The following is a 17263-nucleotide window of genomic DNA, read 5'->3' as shown; positions in this document are numbered from 1 at the left end:
CACGAAAGGACCGGTATGGCCTTCGATTACGACCCGTACAAGTTCCTGCCCGCGTTGCCGACGTTCGAGGTCACCAGCGAAGACTTCGCCGAGGGTGAGGAATGGAAACTTCCTCAGGCGAGCGGAGCGTTCGGGATCCCCGGCGGCGGTGACGTCTCGCCGCAGCTGTCCTGGTCCGGGTTTCCGGCGGAGACCAAGAGTTTCGTCGTCACGGTGTTCGACCCGGATGCGCCCACCGGTTCGGGATTCTGGCATTGGGCTGTCGCGAACATTCCGGTCACTGTCACCGAGTTGCCCACGGGCGCCGGGACTCCCGGAGCGCCGGGGCTGCCCGAGTCGGCTGTGACGCTCCGTCACGACGGCGGCGCGCACGGATTCATCGGCGCTGCGCCTCCGGCGGGTCACGGCTACCACCGCTACATCGTCGCGGTGCACGCACTCGACGTCGACGTTCTCGATGGTGTCACGGCCGATTCGAGCCCGGCGTTCCTCGGCTTCAACGTCTTCGGCCACGCCATCGCGCGCGGACTTCTCACCGGGACCTACGAGGTCGCCTAGATCTACAACGGCGGGTGACATCGAGGCACGTGATGTGCTGCGATGTCACCCGCCGTGACGGTTCCGCCGGGGGCTACACCCGGGCTCCCGCGCCGACGGCATCGGCGATCGACCGGTAGCCGTGGGCACGCAGTTTGCGCGCGATGCCCTTGTTGATGCGGCGTGCCCACAGGCCGCCGCCGTAGATGAACCCGGTGTAGCCCTGCACCAGTGAGGCTCCCGCGAGGATGCGTTCCCACGCCTGCTCCGCGGTTTCGATGCCGCCGACGGACACGATCACCAGACGGTCACCGACGCGATGGTGGAGCCGTTGCAGAACCTCGAGCGAGCGAGCCGCCACCGGGGGACCCGACAGACCGCCGGCGCCGATCTCGTCGATGCGCGCCCGGTCGGTGCGGAGACCGTCGCGGCGGATGGTGGTATTGGTGGCGACGATGCCGGCAAGTCCCAGTTCGAGCGCGAGATCGGCGACGGCGTCGATGTCGTCGTCCGACAGGTCCGGCGCGATCTTCACGAACACCGGCACCGTCACGGTCTCGAGGACGGCAGCGAGCAGTGGGCGCAGGGACGCGACGGCCTGCAGGTCGCGAAGTCCGGGAGTGTTCGGGGACGAGACGTTGACGACGAGGAAGTCGGCGAGTGGCCCGAGCAGGCGCGCGCTCTCGGTGTAGTCGGCGGTCGCGTCCTCTGCGGGCACGACCTTCGTCTTGCCGATGTTTGCGCCGATCGGGACGGTGCGGCGGCGCTGCCGGAGCCGGTTGGCGGCCTCACCTGCGCCGTGGTTGTTGAAGCCCATTCGGTTGACCAGCGCACGATCCGCGGGGAGCCGGAAGAGCCGGGGCACCGGATTGCCGGGTTGTGCCTGCGCGGTGACAGTGCCGATTTCAGCGAATCCGAAGCCCAGCGGACCCCATACGTCCACACCCGTGGCGTCCTTGTCGAAACCGGCAGCGAGCCCGAGCGGCGCCGGGAAGTCCACCCCTGCGACGGTGTTGCGCAGGATCGGGTCGTCGGTGACGAGAACCTTCGAGACGAGTGCCCGGGTGGGCGCGAACCGCGTCACCAGACGCATCGCGAAGAACGCGAGGTGGTGCGCACGTTCCGGGGGGAGAAGGAACATCAGCCGAAGAAGCAAGCGGTACACGGACAACTCCCTGCGGGCCCGGCGGCGGCCGGGGTTCGGATCAGCGGACAGTGGGGTGGGGAACAGGTTGGCCGGTCTTGCGGCGACGCAGCAACACCCGGCGACTGCCGTCGGGATAGAGCCGCAGGCGCGTCAACTCCCAGCCGTGGAACTCGGCGGAGATCGCCAGGCGAAGCGACGCACTCACCCGCGACACGTCGCGCGGGAGCCGCAGCGGTGCGTATTCGTATTCGTCGTTACTGGTGTCCCAGTCGACGGGGAGTCGGGTGAACCGGCTGAATCGCTCGTTTGCCATCTCTACCCTTCGATCGGGATCCTCTGCAGTCCGTCGCCGGTCGCCGAGGCGATCACCAGCGTCCCATCAGCCGGGTCGACGGCAACCGAATTCGGCTGTCGCACGGTCGCGAAACGATGGCGTTCCTCCGCGGTCCCGGTCGACAGATCGTAGCCCACCACCTCGTTGCTTCCGGTCAACGTCACCCATACCAGATCACGCTGTTCGTCGTAGGTAACAGCGTACGGAGCGGGGCCGACGGGGTAGCGCTGCCGCAGGATGAGCGAGTCGATGGTGTAGACGAGCAGTTCCTCGCCGGTCGTATCGGTGACGAGCACGCGCCCGTACGGATCGGTGGCCAGCTGGGTCGCGCCGCGTCCGGCCCGCAACGCCGCACCCAGATGCGCGTCCTCGATATCGACCGAGGTGAGCGAGGTCTGCCTGCGGTCGAGAGCGGCGACCGAGTCGCCGCTGACGGCGATCAGGTCGGTCGAGGCGAGTCCCGAGATGGTCTCTTCGACCTCGCCGGTGCCCGGCGCGACGACCAGGACCCGGCCGTCGGCCGTGCCCACCGCCCACCGGCCGTCGCTCAGGACCGCAGCCGAGAGAGCGTCGGCGTCCACGGAAACTTCGGTGACCGCACCGTCGGTGGTGTCGACCTGCGCCACGACGCCGGACCCGGGTGCGAGCACGGTGCCGTCCCGTCCGGCGACCACGGTCGCCGCCTCGGCAGGAAGGTCCACGACGCGGGGTTCGGCGGCGCCGTCGTCGAGCAGAAGCAGACGGGCTCCGTCGTCGGCGAGGGCGACCAACGTGCCGGTGTCGGGCTGGACGATCAGGGCATCGACCCGGTAGTCGAACGGGCGAACGTTGCCGGCGGCCTCGGGTGCCACGCTGGGGGCGGACGCGGGGGTGGCGGGTTCGATGGTCTGGATCGTGTCGGACGCATTCTCCGACGAGCAGCCGGCGAGTACCGCCACCGCGACTCCCCACACCAGCGCGGTCCCACGGATACCCGGTCTGCCCATCGTTCTCGCTCCTCGTCGTCGCGTCGCTTCACGCGCCGACACGTTCCGCGGCGGCGCGTTGCTTCCAGTGTTCCTGATCGCCGTTGCCTCGCCGCACCCGGCTCGGGGCGATCGCGGTGCCTGTGACGCCCGGCTCACATCCCGGAGGATGTGCCGGCGCGCCGCGGGAGCACGAGCGGAGTCCCGGTTTCCGGATGCTGCGTCACGCGAACCTGATAGTTGTAGACCCTCGCCAGGAGGTCTTCGGTCAGGACCGCGGCGGGTGGACCGTCGGCCGCGATCCGGCCGTTCTTGAGCACGCAGATCCGGTCCGCGTAGGCGGCTGCCAGGCCGAGGTCGTGCAGGACCACCACGACAGCGTGACCTCGGTCGGCGCGATCCCGCACGACCTGCATCACCGATTCCTGATGGCCGATGTCGAGGGCTGCCGTGGGCTCGTCGAGCAACAACGTTTCGGTGTCCTGGGCGAGTACCCGCGCGAGCGCGACCCGGGCCCGTTCGCCGCCCGAGAGCGCAGGAAAAGGCCGGTCGGCGAGGTGCGTGACGTCGCAGGTGGCGAAGGCGTCCGCGACGATCCGGTCGTCGTCGTCCTGCCGCGGGGTGCGCGACCATGCCGCACGGCCCATGCGCACCACCTGCCGGGCGGTGAACGGGAAACCGACGGCATGGTGCTGCGGCAGCACCGCGCGCCTGCGGGCAAGCGCCAGTGCAGACCAGTCGGCGAGCGGTCGTCCGTCGACCTCGATGCGTCCGCCACTGATCGGGAGGTCACCGGTCAGTGCGGCGAGCAGGGTGGATTTGCCGGCACCGTTGGGGCCGACGAGCGCGAGCACCTCACCGACCCGCACCTCGAGGTCGACGCCGCGGAGGATCTCCCGGGTGCCCCGGCTCAGCCGTACCCCGGTGGCGCGCACGGTGGTGGTGCCGGGCCCGGATCGTGCCGGTACCGCGCGGTCCTCCCGTCGGTGCAGCAGCCGGCTCATGCCCAGCCCCCCTGTTCGGCGCGGGTGCGGCGCAACATCCAGAAGAAGGCCGGACCGCCGATCAGCGCCGTGATCATCCCGAGTGGCAGGTCGGCGTTCTCGACGAGGGTGCGCGCGCCCAGATCGGCTGCGAGGAGAACGACGGCGCCCGCCAGAACGCTCGCGCAGACGAGCACGCGATGCGCCGGGCCGAGGAGCATGCGCATCAGGTGGGGCACCACCAGACCCACGAACATGATGATTCCCGTGAAGGCGACTGCGGCGCTGACCAGCACCGCCACCACGACGATCGAGATCTGGCGGACCCGTTCGACCTCGACGCCGAGATGCCGGGCCACGTTTTCGCCGAGCGCGAGGAGGTCGAGTTTGGGAGCCAGCACGACGGCGGCCGCGACGCCCACGAGGGTCAGGGGCGCCACCACGGAGACGGTGTCCCAGGTGGCCCCGCCGAGGCTGCCGAGTTGCCAGAAGACGATCTGGTCGCGGGCGGCGGGATCGGCGACGAAGGTGAAGAAGGCGATGAGACCTCCGGCGACGGCGTTGACTGCGACCCCGGTGAGGATGACGGTGACGACCTCGGTACGTCCGTCGGAACGCGACAGCATGTAGACGAGCGCGGTGGTGACCAGACCGGAGAGCAGTGCCGCCCACGCGAGTGACCATCCGGAGGTGAACGCGCCGCCGAGCACGATGACCGCGGACGCGCCTACCGCGGCTCCGGAGGACACCCCGATCACGCCGGGTTCGGCGAGGGGATTGGCGAAGATGCCCTGCAGAAGCGCCCCGGAGCAGCCGAGCGCCGCCCCGACCAGCATGGCGAGCGCCACGCGCGGGAACCGCACCTCCCACAGCGTCACTTCGCCGGCGGGATGCGCGGGCATCGACCCGAGGTCCAGACCGATGCGGTGCAGCAGGCTTCCGACCACTTCCGCGGGACTTGTGGGCACCTGCCCGAGACATGCGGACACGACAGCGAGGATCAGCAGTGCTGCGCCGAGGCCCACGAAGACCATCGTGGTGCGTCCGATGCCTGCTTTCTCGACCGTCCCGCCGGGGGCCACCGGATCGTCGGCGGTGCCGCTGAGGGGGCCGCCGGGGCGACCCGCGGTCATGCGGTATCCGTCCGGTACAGCGCTTCGACGAGTGCCCCGAGCACTTTTCCGGTGTCGGGTCCGAAACTGAGCAACACCGAATCGTCCATGTCGACGATGTTCTGCGTCTTACCGGCGGGCGTTTGCGCCACGCCCGGAAGGGCTGCGAGACCGTCGGGGCCACCGACGGATTCGAGACTGTGCGTCATGATCAGGATGACATCGGGTGAGGACGCGATCATCGCCTCACTGGTGATGGGCACGAACTGGGATTCGAGGCCGGCGAGGATGCCGGCGTCGCGTGCGCCCGCGGCGGCGACCAGGGCATCTGCGCCCGATCCCGGTCCGCCGAGCATTTTGATCGCCGAACCCCGCAGGTACAGGAACGCGACGGTGAGATCGGGATGGTCGGACGGGACGGAGTCGCGTGCCGCGGTGATCTCGTCGAGAGTGCGCCGGGTCAGCGCCGCGCCGGCTTCGGGCACGCCGAGGGCTGCGGCGACCATCTCGATGCCGGGGGCGACGGTGTCGAGGTTGCGCTCGGGGTCGACGAACACCACCGGCACTCCGGTTGCGCGGATCTGTTCCTGCACCGCGAGCGGGCCGATGGAGGTGTCGGTGAGCACGACCGTCGGGCTCAGCGCGAGGACGGCTTCCGCGTTGAGGCTGTGGCCGCCCGGCGTCACGTTGGGAATGTGTTCGCCGGCAGGGAAAATCGCGGTCGACCGCCCGACGATGTTGCCGCCGAGACCCAGTGAGTGCACGGTCTGGGCGAGGGTTCCGGAGCGGTCCGCGACGACGATCCGGGAGACGTCGGTGACGGTGACATCCACGCCGTCGGCGCCGCGCACGGTGGCGGGCAGGGTCGGCGACGGGGTTGCTCCGATCGGACGGGGGTTGCGGTCGTCGACCACGGCGGTGCGGTGACCTGTCGCATCGGAACTGGACGGGCCGTCTCCGGCGGGTGAACTACACGCACCGGCGAACGCGGTGGCGACTACGAGCAGCAGCACGGTCAGCGTCGTGCGGGGCGAGACGAGCATCGTCAGGCCCGAACCCGGTAGCGGTCGATGCGTGCAGCAAGGTCCTCGAACAGCGCACGGTTGAGGCCGTAGGCGAGGATTGTCTCGTCGATCACTGCCTGCTGCTGGTCGCTGTCGAGCGGGGCGGCATCCAGGGTGGCGCGGTAGGCGTCCTTGAACGGCTTGGGCTTGGGGATGGCGTCGAAGATGTAGAACCGCAGACCGTCCCGTTCGTAGCCGTAGGCACGCTCGAGCATCCGGCGGATGATCTGTCCGCCGGACAGGTCACCGAGGTAGCGCAGGTAATGGTGGGCGACGAACGCTTCCGGCGAGGACGCCGCTACCTGCTCGAGACGCTGGACGTACGCGGTGGTCGCGGGGAGGGGAGTGATCCGGCTGCGCCAGTCGTGGCCGATCAGGAAGTCGAGGTCGGCTTCGAGGGCAGGGATACGAAGCAGGTCGTCCGAGAGCAGCGGCCCGACGATCGGATCGGCGGTGTAGGTGCGGCCGATGCGTTCGAGCGCGTCGTAGAGGAACCACGACTGCGCGATCAATTCGGCGTGGGCTTCGGCGGTGAGCGTGCCGGCGAGCAGTTCGGAGACGAACACGGAGTTCTCGGTGTCCCGGTGCGCCTGCTGTGTATCGATCTTGATGCGCTCGGCGAATCCGGCGACCTCGATTGCGGCCATCGGCCGACCTCCCTGCATTCCGAATGATCCTACCTACGGAGAGGGTAGCCTAACCTTTGCTGATTCGGCGAGGGCGATGCAGCCGGTTACGCGCTCACATCGTCGAGCGCGGCAGCGATTGCCGGCGGCAGCGCGAGCTCTTCGGCCACGAGCACCCCGGTGAGCTGTGCCAGGTCGCGCGCACCCACCAGAGTGGATGCCACCTGCGGCCGGTCCCGGACCCACGCCAGCGCCACCGCGAGCGGCGACGTTCCCAGCCCGTCCGCTGCCGTTGCCACCGCATCGACCACGCGTACCGCGGATTCGGTGAGGTAGCGACGCACTTCCTCGGCGTGCACCTCGTCCGCGCCGCGCGAATCCGCCGGCATTCCCGATCGATACTTGCCGGTCAGCACGCCGCCGGCCAGGGGCACCGCCGCGAACACTCCGACACCGTGATGGGCCGCGGCCGGGACCAGTTCCTCCTCGACGCCGCGCGCGAGCAACGAATACTCGACCTGCGTACACACCATCGGGGCCGGTCGCCGTGCCGCCGCAGCGGCGGTCGCCAGTTGCCATCCGAGGTAACCGCGCACCCCGACATACCGGACGCGACCGCTCGCGACCGCGAACTCGAGTGCGGAGGCGACTTCTTCGATCGGAGTGTGCGGATCCCACGTCGCGACCTGCCACACATCGAGGTGGTCGGTTCCGAGTTCCCGCAGCGTCGTATCGAGCTGGGTGAGCAACCCGCCGCGCGAACAGTCGACGCGCCCGGACCCGATCTTGGTCGTGTCGATGCCCGAGCTACCGGACAATACGAGTTCGTCCCGGGGGACGACGTCGTCGAGCAGTTCCGCGAGGATGCGCTGCGACACCCCGTCGCCGTAGGCCGGAGACGTATCGACGAGCGTGCCCCCGGCGTCGACGAAAGCCGACAGCTGCGCCGCCGCCTCGTCCCCATCGGTGCCGCGACCCCACGTCAAAGTGCCCAAGCCGAGCCGCGACACGCGCAACCCGCTCGAACCGACAGTCCTGTATTCCATAGCGACCGCACTACCTCCCCGGCATCGGGATCGTGCGGTACCGCACCGCGCTCCCCGGGTGGCAAGCCTAGTGCCGAGGCGTACCGAGGGTGTTCCGGCGCGCCGAGAGCACCGTTGCCACGTAGCCTTCCGCGAGTGAGGAACCAGCGCCGCGCCCTCTCCTGCTCGGCCGGGCACACGGAGGTCTCCGCATGATCGGCGAATCGATGACCTGGCTACAGACGATCGTGCTCGGAATCGTCCAGGGGCTGACCGAGTTTCTTCCCGTGTCGTCGTCCGGTCACATGCGCATCGTCTCCGAGGTCTTCTTCGGGGAGGACGCCGGAGCATCGTTCACCGCGGTGACCCAGCTCGGCACCGAAGCCGCGGTGTTCGTGTACTTCGCCCGCGACATCTGGCGCATCGTCCGGGCCTGGTTCCGCGGGCTCGTGAACCGCGAGCGGCGCGCCGACCACGATTACAAGATGGGTTGGTACGTCATTCTCGGCACTATCCCCATCGGCATCCTCGGCATCGTCTTCAAGGACGACATCCGCACGGTTGCCCGCAACCTCTGGCTCGTCGCGACGATGCTCATCGTCTTCTCGATCGTGATCGCGGCAGCCGAGTACTTCGGCAAGCAGCGTCGCGGCGTCGAGCAGCTCACCCTCAAGGACGGTCTGATCATGGGGTCGGCGCAGGCGCTGGCGCTGATTCCCGGCGTCTCGCGCTCCGGCGGCACCATTTCGGCGGGCCTGTTCCTCGGCCTCACCCGAGAAGCCGCGGCCCGGTATTCGTTCCTGCTCGCGATTCCCGCGGTCGTCGCGTCGGGTCTGTTCAGCCTGCCCGACGCATTCGAGCCGGTCGGAGAGGGACTCAACGCATCCGGACCGCAGTTGCTCGTCGCTACCCTCATAGCGTTCGCTGTCGGTTACGCGGCCATCGCCTGGCTGCTCAGGTTCCTCGTCAACCACTCGATGTACTGGTTCGTCGGTTACCGCGTCGCGCTCGGCGTCGTGGTGCTCGGGCTACTCGGCACCGGCGTGATCTCTGCGACGTGATCGGCCGGTGACCCGCCGACTGTCTGCGGCGACGCCGCGTGGCGCGGCCTCTAGGCTGGATCCATGACGGTAATCCTGCTGCGCCACGGACGATCGACGGCCAACACCTCGCATGTCCTGGCCGGCCGTACCCCGGGTGTCGAACTCGACGAGGTCGGCCACATCCAGGCGAAGAATCTCGTCACCCGGCTGTCCGGGCTCGAGATCACCGAGATCGTGCGGTCGCCGCTGCTCCGGTGCCGGCAGACCGTGGAGCCGTTGAGCCACGACCGCGGACTGACCCCGGTGGTCGAGGATCGGCTCGCGGAGGTGGACTACGGCGGATGGACCGGCCGGGCCCTGAAGGACCTGCTGCAGGAGCCGCTGTGGAAAGTAGTTCAGCAGCACGCGTCGGCGGCGGTGTTCCCCGACGGTGAGGGCCTGGCCCAGGTGCAAGCCCGCGCGGTCGCGGCGATCCGCGAACACGACCGGCGCCTCGCCGACGCGCACGGCAAAGACGTCGTCTGGGTGGCCTGCACGCACGGCGACGTGATCAAGTCGATCCTCGCCGATGCGCTCGCCACCCACCTCGACGGATTCCAGCGGATCGTCGCGGAACCCGCGTCGATCTCCGTCGTCCGGTACACGGATACGCGACCGTTCGTGCTGCGCATCAACGACACCGGTTCGGACCTGTCCGGGCTCGCCGGGCCGTCCGCTCCCAAGTCGGTACCCGGCGGCGAGGTACCCGGCGGTGCTGCCGACGGCGACGAATCCGCAGGTGGAGAACCCGAAGGGAATACGGGCGGATAATGAGAATGTCCGGCATGGCAGAGTGGGTTGACTCGAGGAGGTGCGATGGCTCGCGCGATACACGTGTTTCGTACTCCGGACCGGTTCATCGCCGGCACCGTCGGTGAACCGGGGGACCGGGTGTTCTATCTGCAGGCCGTGCACGAGTCCCGGATTGTGAGCGTCCTGCTGGAAAAGCAGCAGGTGCAGATCCTGGCCGACAGGATGGGCCTGTTGCTCGAAGAGGTGCACCGCAGGTTCGGCACGGCGGTACCGGATGAACTGCCCGTCGACATCGATCCGCTGGTGACACCCATCGAAGCGGAATTCCGCGTGGGCACCATGGGCCTCGGCTGGGACTCCGACTCCGGGGCCGTGGTCGTGGAGTTGCTTGCCGTCACCGACACCGAACTCGACGAGTCCGTTGTCCTCGACGACACCGAGGAAGGCCCCGACGCCGTTCGGGTGTTCCTCACCCCGGTGCAGGCCCGCGAATTCGCCGCGCGCTCGGACATGGTGATCGCGGCAGGCCGCGCGCCGTGCCCGCTGTGTGGTGAGCCCATCGGCGGCGACGGCCACATCTGCATTCGCACCAACGGATACCTGCGTACTCCCGGTTTCGATCCGGCGTCCTGGTTCGGCGAGGAGAGCTGACGGTGACCCCCGTCGCCGACCTGCGCACCGTTCTGACCGAAGGTGAACTCACCGTCATCGGTCAGATCGCCCACGCCAGCAACGCGACGCTGGTGTGCGATGCGAGCTACGGCGGCACCGTCGTCCGCTGCGTCTACAAGCCCGTGCGCGGCGAACGGCCACTGTGGGATTTCCCGGACGGCACCCTCGCCGGCAGGGAGGTCGCGTCGTACCTGATCTGTGAGGCGCTCGGCTGGGGTGTCATCCCGCTCACGGTGCTTCGCGACGGTCCGTTCGGCCCGGGGATGGTGCAACGCTGGATCGACACCCGCGATCCATCCGACGGCCCGGCCGACCGGCTGGACGTGGTCGATCTCTACCCGGCCGGAGCTGTGCCCGAGGGATGGCTGCCGATCCTCCGGGCCCGCGACCTCGACGGTGACGACGTCCTGCTCATCCATGCCGACGACCCGCGCCTGCACCGGATGGCGGTGCTCGATCTCGTGCTCAACAATGCCGACCGCAAGGGCGGGCACGCCCTCGAAGGTGTCGACGGCAACGTCTACGGGATCGACCACGGCATCTGCCTGCACCGCGACGACAAGCTCCGGACGGTGCTGTGGGGGTGGGCCGGCGACCCCATCGACCCCGCACTGCTCACCGACCTCGACAAACTCGCGCGCCGCCTCGAAGGTGAATTCGCCGACGTGCTGCGCGAGTACATCACCGCCGACGAAGTCGAGGCGCTGCGCCGGCGAATCGAGGTCCTCCTCGAGCATCCCGTCATGCCCCGGCCGCTCGGCGAGCGCCGGATTCCGTGGCCTGCCTTCTGAGATCCTGACCGCCGGGTGCCCCGGCAGGGGCGTCGCGCCGCTCCACTACTCTCGTATCCATGCAGTCTTGGTCCGACGTCGCGATCCCGTCCGTCCCCGGTGAGGGGCCCCCGTTGCGGTTGTTCGACACCGCGGATCGTGCGGTGCGCCCCGTCACACCCGGCGCGACCGCGACGATGTACGTCTGCGGCATCACCCCGTACGACGCCACCCACCTCGGGCACGCAGCCACCTACCTGGCCTTCGACCTCGTCAATCGCATCTGGCGCGACGCCGGACACGACGTGCATTACGTGCAGAACGTCACCGACGTCGACGATCCGCTGTTCGAACGCGCGGAGCGCGACGGCGAGGACTGGATGGTCCTCGGAATGCGCGAGACCGCGCTCTTCCGCGAAGACATGGAAGCGCTCCGGGTGCTGCCGCCCCGCGACTACATCGGCGCCGTCGAATCGGTGAACGAGGTCGTCGAACTCGTCGAGAAGCTCGTCGCATCGGGCGCCGCCTACACGGTCGACGATCCCGAGTTCCCCGACGTGTACTTCCGGGTGGACGCCACCGAGCAGTTCGGATACGAATCCGGGTACGACCACGACACGATGATGCGGTTCTTCGCCGAGCGCGGCGGCGATCCCGACCGTTCGGGCAAGCGCAATCCGCTCGACGCGCTGCTGTGGCGCGCGCAGCGGCCGGGAGAGCCGGCGTGGCCGTCTCCGTTCGGTGACGGCCGCCCGGGCTGGCACATCGAGTGCGCGGCGATCGCCCTCAATCGCATCGGCAGTGGTTTCGACGTGCAGGGTGGCGGCAGCGACCTGATCTTCCCGCACCACGAGTTCTCCTCCGCACACGCCGAAGCCGTCACCGGTGATCGGCGTTTCGCGCGGCACTACGTCCACACCGGCATGATCGGTCTCGACGGCGAGAAGATGTCCAAGTCGCGCGGCAACCTCGTGTTCGTCTCCAAGCTGCGGGTGCAGGGCGTCGACCCCTCCGCGATCCGCCTCGGGCTGCTCTCCGGGCACTACCGCACCGATCGGGCCTGGACCGACGAGGTGCTTTCCGACGCGCACACCCGGCTCGCGCTGTGGCGTCAGGCGGCGGCACTGAAGTCGGCGCAGTCCGCCGACGACACGATCGCGCGGCTGCGCCAGCATCTCGCCGACGATCTCGACACCCCGAAGGCTCTTGCGGCCCTTGATGGTTGGGCTCGGTTCGCGGTCGAGCAGGGTGGCGACGATGCGTCGGCGCCCGGCCTGTTCGCGGACGCGGTCGATGCGCTGCTGGGTGTTCCTCTGCGGTAGTACCGGCATGGCCGAGCAGGGCGCGGCACACTGGGCCGATGAGGTTGTTGCTGCTGGCCGACACCCACGTCCCCGCGCGGGCGCGCGGGCTTCCCGCGGTCGTGTGGGACGAGGTGGATCGTGCCGACATCGTCGTCCACGCGGGTGACTGGATCGGCGTCGGACTGCTCGATGCCCTCGAAGAACGTGCACGGCGCCTGGTCGCATGCTGGGGGAACAACGACGGACCCGCCCTGCGGGAGCGGCTTCCGGAGGTCGCGCGGGTGACGCTCGACGGGCTTCGTCTCGCGGTGGTGCACGAGACCGGCGCCTCGGCGGGCCGGGACAAGCGCATGGAGGCGGCGTATCCCGACACGGATGTGCTGGTGTTCGGTCACTCCCACATCCCGTGGGACACCACAGCTCCCGGCGGTCTGCGCCTGCTCAATCCGGGTTCGCCCACGGATCGGCGTCGGCAGCCACACTGCACGTACATGACGGCGACGATCGACAGCGGTGCGCTGGGCGAGGTCGAACTGCATCGGCTCCCGGTCAGGGAAGCCGGATCGGGTAGCTGGTGATCAGTCGCGTCGGTCGGTCATGTACCGGACCACTTCGAGGAGTTCGTCGACGTTCTCGGGCGGTGTCTCGCTCGTTTCTCCCGACATCGCAGCGTTGTAGTACAGGCCGTCGCCGATCAGCATCACCGCTCGGGCGACGGCGGGGTCCGCGAGCGCGTCGGTGAGAACGTCCAGCCAGCCCTGGCGAATGCGGTGCAGTGCCTGCCGGGCGCGTTCGTTCGCGCCCTGGCTCAGACGCGTGGTCGCGATGATGGCTCGGTCGATGGGGGTGTCGGCGTACACCGAGGTGTGAATGTAGTACGCCGCAGGACCTTCCGGGGCTGTGCGCATGAGTTCGGCGTCATCGGCGGCGAGCTGTTCGACATGTTCGGCAAGACCCTCGATCAGGGCTGCTTTCGACGGGAAGTGATAGAGCAGGCCGCCTTTGGAGACGCCGGCGGCGGCCGCCACCGCGTCGAGGGTGGCGGCTCGTTCACCCTGTTCGAGGAGGACCGACACGAATGCGTCCACAAGTTTGGTGCGGGCGGCAGGTGGGGGTGGCACCAGGCGATCCTACGACCATCGTTACTGTACCGTCCAGCTGGTACAGTAACGAAGGTTCCGGCCTTGACTTCGAAAGCACGAGATCCATGTCCACCACCCCTGTTTCCCCGCCCGACCTCTCACCGAGCGCCAAGGCCGGTCCTCGTGACTGGGCCGCTCTCGCGGTGCTCATGCTGCCGGTGCTGCTTGTCTCGGTGGACAACACCGTCCTGGCCTTCGCGTTGCCCGAGATCTCGTCGGCACTGCAGCCCACCGGAGCGCAGCAGTTGTGGATCATCGATATCTACCCGCTGGTGCTCGCCGGTCTGCTCGTCGCGATGGGCAGCCTCGGTGACCGGATCGGGCGCCGACGCCTGTTGCTCATCGGCTCGACGGGATTCGCCGCCGTCTCCGTTGCGGCCGCCTATGCACCGTCCGCCGAACTGCTGATCGTCGCCCGCGGTGCGCTCGGTTTCTTCGGCGCGATGCTCATGCCGTCCACGCTGTCGTTGTTGCGCAACATCTTCCTCGACGGTGACCAGCGACGCTTCGCCATCGCGATCTGGGCGTCGTGCTTCGCGGCCGGCGCCGCACTGGGTCCGATCGTGGGCGGATTCCTGCTCGAGCACGCGTGGTGGGGCTCGGTCTTCCTGCTCGCCGTGCCCGTCTTGATTCCGTTGCTCGTGCTCGCACCGATGTTCGTTCCCGAGTCGAAGGACCCGAATCCCGGCCGGGTCGACGTGGTGAGCATCGGACTGTCCATGCTCGCGTTGGCGCCGCTGGTCTATGCGATCAAGCGCCTCGCCGGCGACGGGATGGGTCTCGCCGCGCTCGTTCCCGCGGTGGTGGGCGTGCTCGCGCTGGTGCTCTTCGTCCGGCGGCAACTGCGCCGGAGCGATCCGATGCTCGACGTCCGGCTGTTTCGGGTGACGGCCTTCTCGGGCGCCGTCATCGTCAACCTGCTGTCGGTGTTCTCGCTGGTGGGTTTCCTGTTTTTCGTCTCGCAGCACCTGCAGCTCGTCATCGGGCACAGCCCGATGCAAGCCGGGATCGCTCTCGTTCCGGGACTGGCCGTCATGGTCGTCGCCGGGATGTCGGTGGTGCTGCTGGTGCGGTGGATCCGGCCGTCGACGATCATCGTTGCGGCCCTTCTGCTGTCCGCAATCGGTTACGGGCTCGTGTTCCTGACGGCCTCGCCGTCTGCCGTCACACCGATCATCGTCGCGTTCGCCGTGCTCGGTGCGGGCATCGGTGCGGCGGAGACGCTTTCGAACGACCTGATCGTCTCGAGCGTGCCTCCGACGAAGGCCGGCGCGGCCTCGGCGGTGTCGGAAACCGCGTACGAGATGGGTGCCGTGCTCGGAACCGCCGTACTCGGCTCGATTCTCACGGCGTCGTACACGTCCCACTTCACCGTCCCCGCCGGGATCGATGCGGCGCAGGCGGCGGCCGCGCAACAAACTCTCGGCGGCGCGCACGCGGTGGCCGAGACACTGCCCGCAGTGCAGGCCGACGCCCTCCTGGCCGCCGCCGGATCCGCGTTCGACAGTGGAGTGGCGATCACGTCGGCGATCGGAGCCGCACTGATGGTCGTGTCCGCGCTCGTCGCCTGGCGCATGCTGCGTCCGCAGCAGGTCGGGAACGTCCAGGACCGGCTTCCCTCGCATGAACCGTAGGCGCCGAACACTCGCGGTTACTTATTACTCCGCGTCACGTTAATCTGGGCGCCATGCGTACTTCCAGTGCTGCGCGACATCGGGGGAGAACATGATCAGTCGTGTCGTCACCAACGGACCGACCCGGCTCCACGTCGTGGAGGAAGGCAACCCGGACGGGCCGACTCTCGTCCTCGTCCACGGCTGGCCCGATACGCACGCTCTGTGGGATCGGGTGACGCCGCTGCTCGCCGACACCTTCCGGATCGTGCGCTTCGACAATCGCGGCGCCGGGAAGTCCACCGTCCCCGATGCGGTGGAGGACTACCGACTCGAGCACCTCGCCGCCGACCTGTTCGCGGTGATCGACGCGGTCAGCCCGGACGAACCGGTCCACCTGCTCGGTCATGACTGGGGTGCGGTCCTGTGCTGGGAAGCCGTGTGCGAGCCGATCGCCACGGGACGGATCGCGTCGTACACCTCGGTATCGGGGCCGAACCTGGACCATCTGGGCCTGTGGATGCGCCGGCGGGCAGGGGAGTTGCGGCTCCTCGGACCCGGCGAGCAGGCGCTGGCCTCGTCCTACACCCTGTTGTTCCAGATCCCCGGAGTGCCGGCGCTCGTGCTGCGGGCAGGGTTCGCCCGGCGCTGGCCTGCCTTCGTCGGATTCTTCGACCGGACGGACCCGGCGGCGATCGGGCCGGTCGCGCCGACCCTGCCCGACGACATGGCGCACGGACTGAAGTTGTATCGCGCCAATCTGCGCCGGCGGCTCGCCGGTCCGCGTGAGCGACGGACCGAGGTTCCCGTCCAGCTGGTCCTGAATCTGCGGGACCGGGCGGTGCGGCCGGTCGGGTACGAAGACACCGACAGATGGGTGACCGATCTGCGCGTGCACCCGCTGGATGCGGGCCACTGGTCACCTCGTTCGCATCCCGCGGAACTCGCCGACGCGACCACCCGGTTCGTGCGGGACGTCGAGGCCGCTGTCCGTCCGTAGCGGCCAGGACCCGGACGCTCAGGGTCCGACGGGATAACCGCTGGTGATCGCCACCCGGTTCCACGCGTTCATCACGACCGCGAGCCAGCCGACTGCGGACGCCTGCGCGGGCGTGAGCGACCCGTCGTCCCAGGTGTGTGCGTCCGGCACCGGCAACCGCGTGACCTGTTCGGCCAGCGCGAGGGCCGCGCGCTCCTGGGATGTGAAGTACTGCGACTCCCACCACGCGGCCACCACCGCCAGCCGGTCGCCGGTCTCGCCCTTCTCGACGGCGTCGCGGGTGTGCATGCGCAGACAGAACGCGCACCCGTTGATCTGTGAAATCCGGATCTTGACCAGTTCTGCGAGCAACGGGTCCAGCTCGGCCTGCCGGACTGCTTCTTCGGCCTGCTCGTTGAGACTCACCAGTTGCTTGTATGCGGCGGGGTGTTGCTTCCCGAGGTTGACGACGCTCATCCGGCTTCCCTTCGAAGGTTGGAGGCAGAACAAGTCTGTCAACGACGGTCGCGTTCCATCAGGGATCGGCGCGTTCCGGTGCTCGTCGTTTGCGCGCCGGTCCGAGCGCAGTGTCGGGGTCTCACCCAGTGTCGGGGTAGGTCACGACACCGTCGGCACCGACCTTCGGTACAGCCCCCCACCCGCCGAGGACGTGTTGCCTCGGTGCCGCGCCGGTCATCAGGTGCACCACCGTCCATCCCCGCGCGGTCAACGTGTTGGCGATCAGAAGGCGGTGGCAACGCCACGGCATGGGCTCGGCGCACATGATCGCGACCCGGTGGTCGTGGGCGAGGTCGCTCAGATGCGCCAGCCCCGTCTCGAACGCGGGGGTGAGCGTGTAGTCGGCGTAGTTCTTGAAACTCGTGTTCCGCCACCCGGCGTTGATCCGCGTGGCGATGTCCTTCTGCTTCGGTCGCCGGCCACCGAGTTCGGTCAGGTGCAGGTATCCGATTTCTGCATCGCCGAGCCATGACGTCATCGCGTCGGCGTCGACGTGCGGACTGCGGCGCGAACCGGGCATCTTGCGTACGTCGGCTACCAGGTCGATGTCCGCGGTCGCAAGCGTGTCGAGCAGGACGGAGGGTGGGCATGTCCAGTGCCCGATCGTCCACAGGGTGCCGGGTTCGCCGCTCATAG

At 68.7% G+C, this 17263-nt stretch carries 20 protein-coding genes; 9 read left to right on the top strand and 11 right to left on the bottom strand.

Translation table 11 applies throughout. The features are described from left to right. Nucleotides 1-15 precede the first annotated feature (15 nt). Complete coding sequence (locus HF886_RS08840) at nt 16-558, top strand: YbhB/YbcL family Raf kinase inhibitor-like protein (protein ID WP_169622206.1); 543 nt, start codon at nt 16-18, stop codon at nt 556-558. 73 nt (nt 559-631) lie between these two features. Here HF886_RS08840 and HF886_RS08835 read toward each other — a convergent pair whose 3' ends face one another. The 8 genes from HF886_RS08835 to HF886_RS08800 form a co-directional block, all read right to left on the bottom strand. Beyond that, on the bottom strand, nt 632-1702 hold the full coding sequence (locus HF886_RS08835) for a quinone-dependent dihydroorotate dehydrogenase (RefSeq protein WP_169622207.1): 1071 nt from the start codon (nt 1700-1702) through the stop codon (nt 632-634). A 40-nt stretch (nt 1703-1742) separates the two neighbouring features. Beyond that, nucleotides 1743-1997 (bottom strand): DUF5703 family protein, encoded by a 255-nt coding sequence (locus HF886_RS08830; protein ID WP_169622208.1) that lies wholly within the window; start codon nt 1995-1997, stop codon nt 1743-1745. 2 nt (nt 1998-1999) lie between these two features. Further along, entirely contained in the window at nt 2000-3004 is a 1005-nt protein-coding gene (locus tag HF886_RS08825; protein WP_169622209.1) for a hypothetical protein, read from the bottom strand. Nucleotides 3005-3138: 134 nt separating this feature from the next. Beyond that, on the bottom strand, nt 3139-3987 hold the full coding sequence (locus tag HF886_RS08820; protein ID WP_169652110.1) for a heme ABC transporter ATP-binding protein: 849 nt from the start codon (nt 3985-3987) through the stop codon (nt 3139-3141). Next, entirely contained in the window at nt 3984-5000 is a 1017-nt protein-coding gene (locus HF886_RS08815; protein WP_169622367.1) for an iron ABC transporter permease, read from the bottom strand. Before HF886_RS08815 ends, HF886_RS08820 begins: the two co-directional genes overlap by 4 nt. A gap of 95 nt (nt 5001-5095) precedes the next feature. Continuing rightward, the gene (locus HF886_RS08810) at nt 5096-6121 is read right to left on the bottom strand and encodes an ABC transporter substrate-binding protein (protein WP_169622211.1); all 1026 of its coding nucleotides are present in this window, start codon (nt 6119-6121) and stop codon (nt 5096-5098) included. A 2-nt stretch (nt 6122-6123) separates the two neighbouring features. Then, nucleotides 6124-6789, bottom strand: a complete 666-nt coding sequence (locus tag HF886_RS08805; RefSeq protein WP_169622212.1) for a biliverdin-producing heme oxygenase — start codon at nt 6787-6789, stop codon at nt 6124-6126. Nucleotides 6790-6875: 86 nt separating this feature from the next. Then, the gene (locus HF886_RS08800) at nt 6876-7814 is read right to left on the bottom strand and encodes an aldo/keto reductase (protein WP_169622213.1); all 939 of its coding nucleotides are present in this window, start codon (nt 7812-7814) and stop codon (nt 6876-6878) included. Nucleotides 7815-8008: 194 nt separating this feature from the next. On the opposite strand from HF886_RS08800, the gene HF886_RS08795 reads away from it, so the two are divergent. From HF886_RS08795 to HF886_RS08770, 6 genes are all read left to right on the top strand, one after another. Continuing rightward, nucleotides 8009-8854 carry an undecaprenyl-diphosphate phosphatase gene (locus HF886_RS08795; protein ID WP_296550160.1) on the top strand — a complete coding sequence of 282 codons (846 nt, stop codon included), beginning with the start codon at nt 8009-8011 and terminating at the stop codon, nt 8852-8854. Nucleotides 8855-8917: 63 nt separating this feature from the next. Continuing rightward, the gene (locus HF886_RS08790; RefSeq protein ID WP_169622215.1) at nt 8918-9646 is read left to right on the top strand and encodes a histidine phosphatase family protein; all 729 of its coding nucleotides are present in this window, start codon (nt 8918-8920) and stop codon (nt 9644-9646) included. Between the two features lie 45 nt (nt 9647-9691). Continuing rightward, nucleotides 9692-10279 (top strand): DUF3090 domain-containing protein, encoded by a 588-nt coding sequence (locus tag HF886_RS08785; RefSeq protein ID WP_169622216.1) that lies wholly within the window; start codon nt 9692-9694, stop codon nt 10277-10279. A 2-nt stretch (nt 10280-10281) separates the two neighbouring features. Continuing rightward, complete coding sequence (locus tag HF886_RS08780) at nt 10282-11091, top strand: SCO1664 family protein (protein ID WP_169652109.1); 810 nt, start codon at nt 10282-10284, stop codon at nt 11089-11091. Between the two features lie 59 nt (nt 11092-11150). Then, on the top strand, nt 11151-12392 hold the full coding sequence (gene mshC, locus HF886_RS08775; protein ID WP_169652108.1) for a cysteine--1-D-myo-inosityl 2-amino-2-deoxy-alpha-D-glucopyranoside ligase: 1242 nt from the start codon (nt 11151-11153) through the stop codon (nt 12390-12392). Nucleotides 12393-12430: 38 nt separating this feature from the next. Next, nucleotides 12431-12952 carry a metallophosphoesterase gene (locus HF886_RS08770; RefSeq protein WP_169652107.1) on the top strand — a complete coding sequence of 174 codons (522 nt, stop codon included), beginning with the start codon at nt 12431-12433 and terminating at the stop codon, nt 12950-12952. Here HF886_RS08770 and HF886_RS08765 read toward each other — a convergent pair whose 3' ends face one another. Further along, nucleotides 12953-13495 carry a TetR/AcrR family transcriptional regulator gene (locus HF886_RS08765; protein ID WP_169652106.1) on the bottom strand — a complete coding sequence of 181 codons (543 nt, stop codon included), beginning with the start codon at nt 13493-13495 and terminating at the stop codon, nt 12953-12955. Between the two features lie 86 nt (nt 13496-13581). Between HF886_RS08765 and HF886_RS08760 the strand changes: the two genes are divergently transcribed. Then, nucleotides 13582-15150, top strand: a complete 1569-nt coding sequence (locus HF886_RS08760) for an MFS transporter (protein WP_169652105.1) — start codon at nt 13582-13584, stop codon at nt 15148-15150. Nucleotides 15151-15241: 91 nt separating this feature from the next. Beyond that, nucleotides 15242-16129: an alpha/beta fold hydrolase gene (locus HF886_RS08755; RefSeq protein ID WP_169652104.1), complete on the top strand. Its 888-nt coding sequence runs from the start codon at nt 15242-15244 to the stop codon at nt 16127-16129. An 18-nt stretch (nt 16130-16147) separates the two neighbouring features. On the opposite strand, the gene HF886_RS08750 is transcribed toward HF886_RS08755, so the two are convergent. Then, nucleotides 16148-16585: a carboxymuconolactone decarboxylase family protein gene (locus tag HF886_RS08750; RefSeq protein WP_169622223.1), complete on the bottom strand. Its 438-nt coding sequence runs from the start codon at nt 16583-16585 to the stop codon at nt 16148-16150. A gap of 121 nt (nt 16586-16706) precedes the next feature. Then, nucleotides 16707-17261 (bottom strand): DUF488 domain-containing protein, encoded by a 555-nt coding sequence (locus tag HF886_RS08745; protein ID WP_169652103.1) that lies wholly within the window; start codon nt 17259-17261, stop codon nt 16707-16709. Between the last annotated feature and the right edge of the window lie 2 nt (nt 17262-17263).

The organism is Rhodococcus sp. 105337 (genome assembly GCF_012844225.1).
Classification (GTDB): domain Bacteria; phylum Actinomycetota; class Actinomycetes; order Mycobacteriales; family Mycobacteriaceae; genus Rhodococcus.
This window is presented reverse-complemented; position numbering and strand designations above follow the sequence as displayed.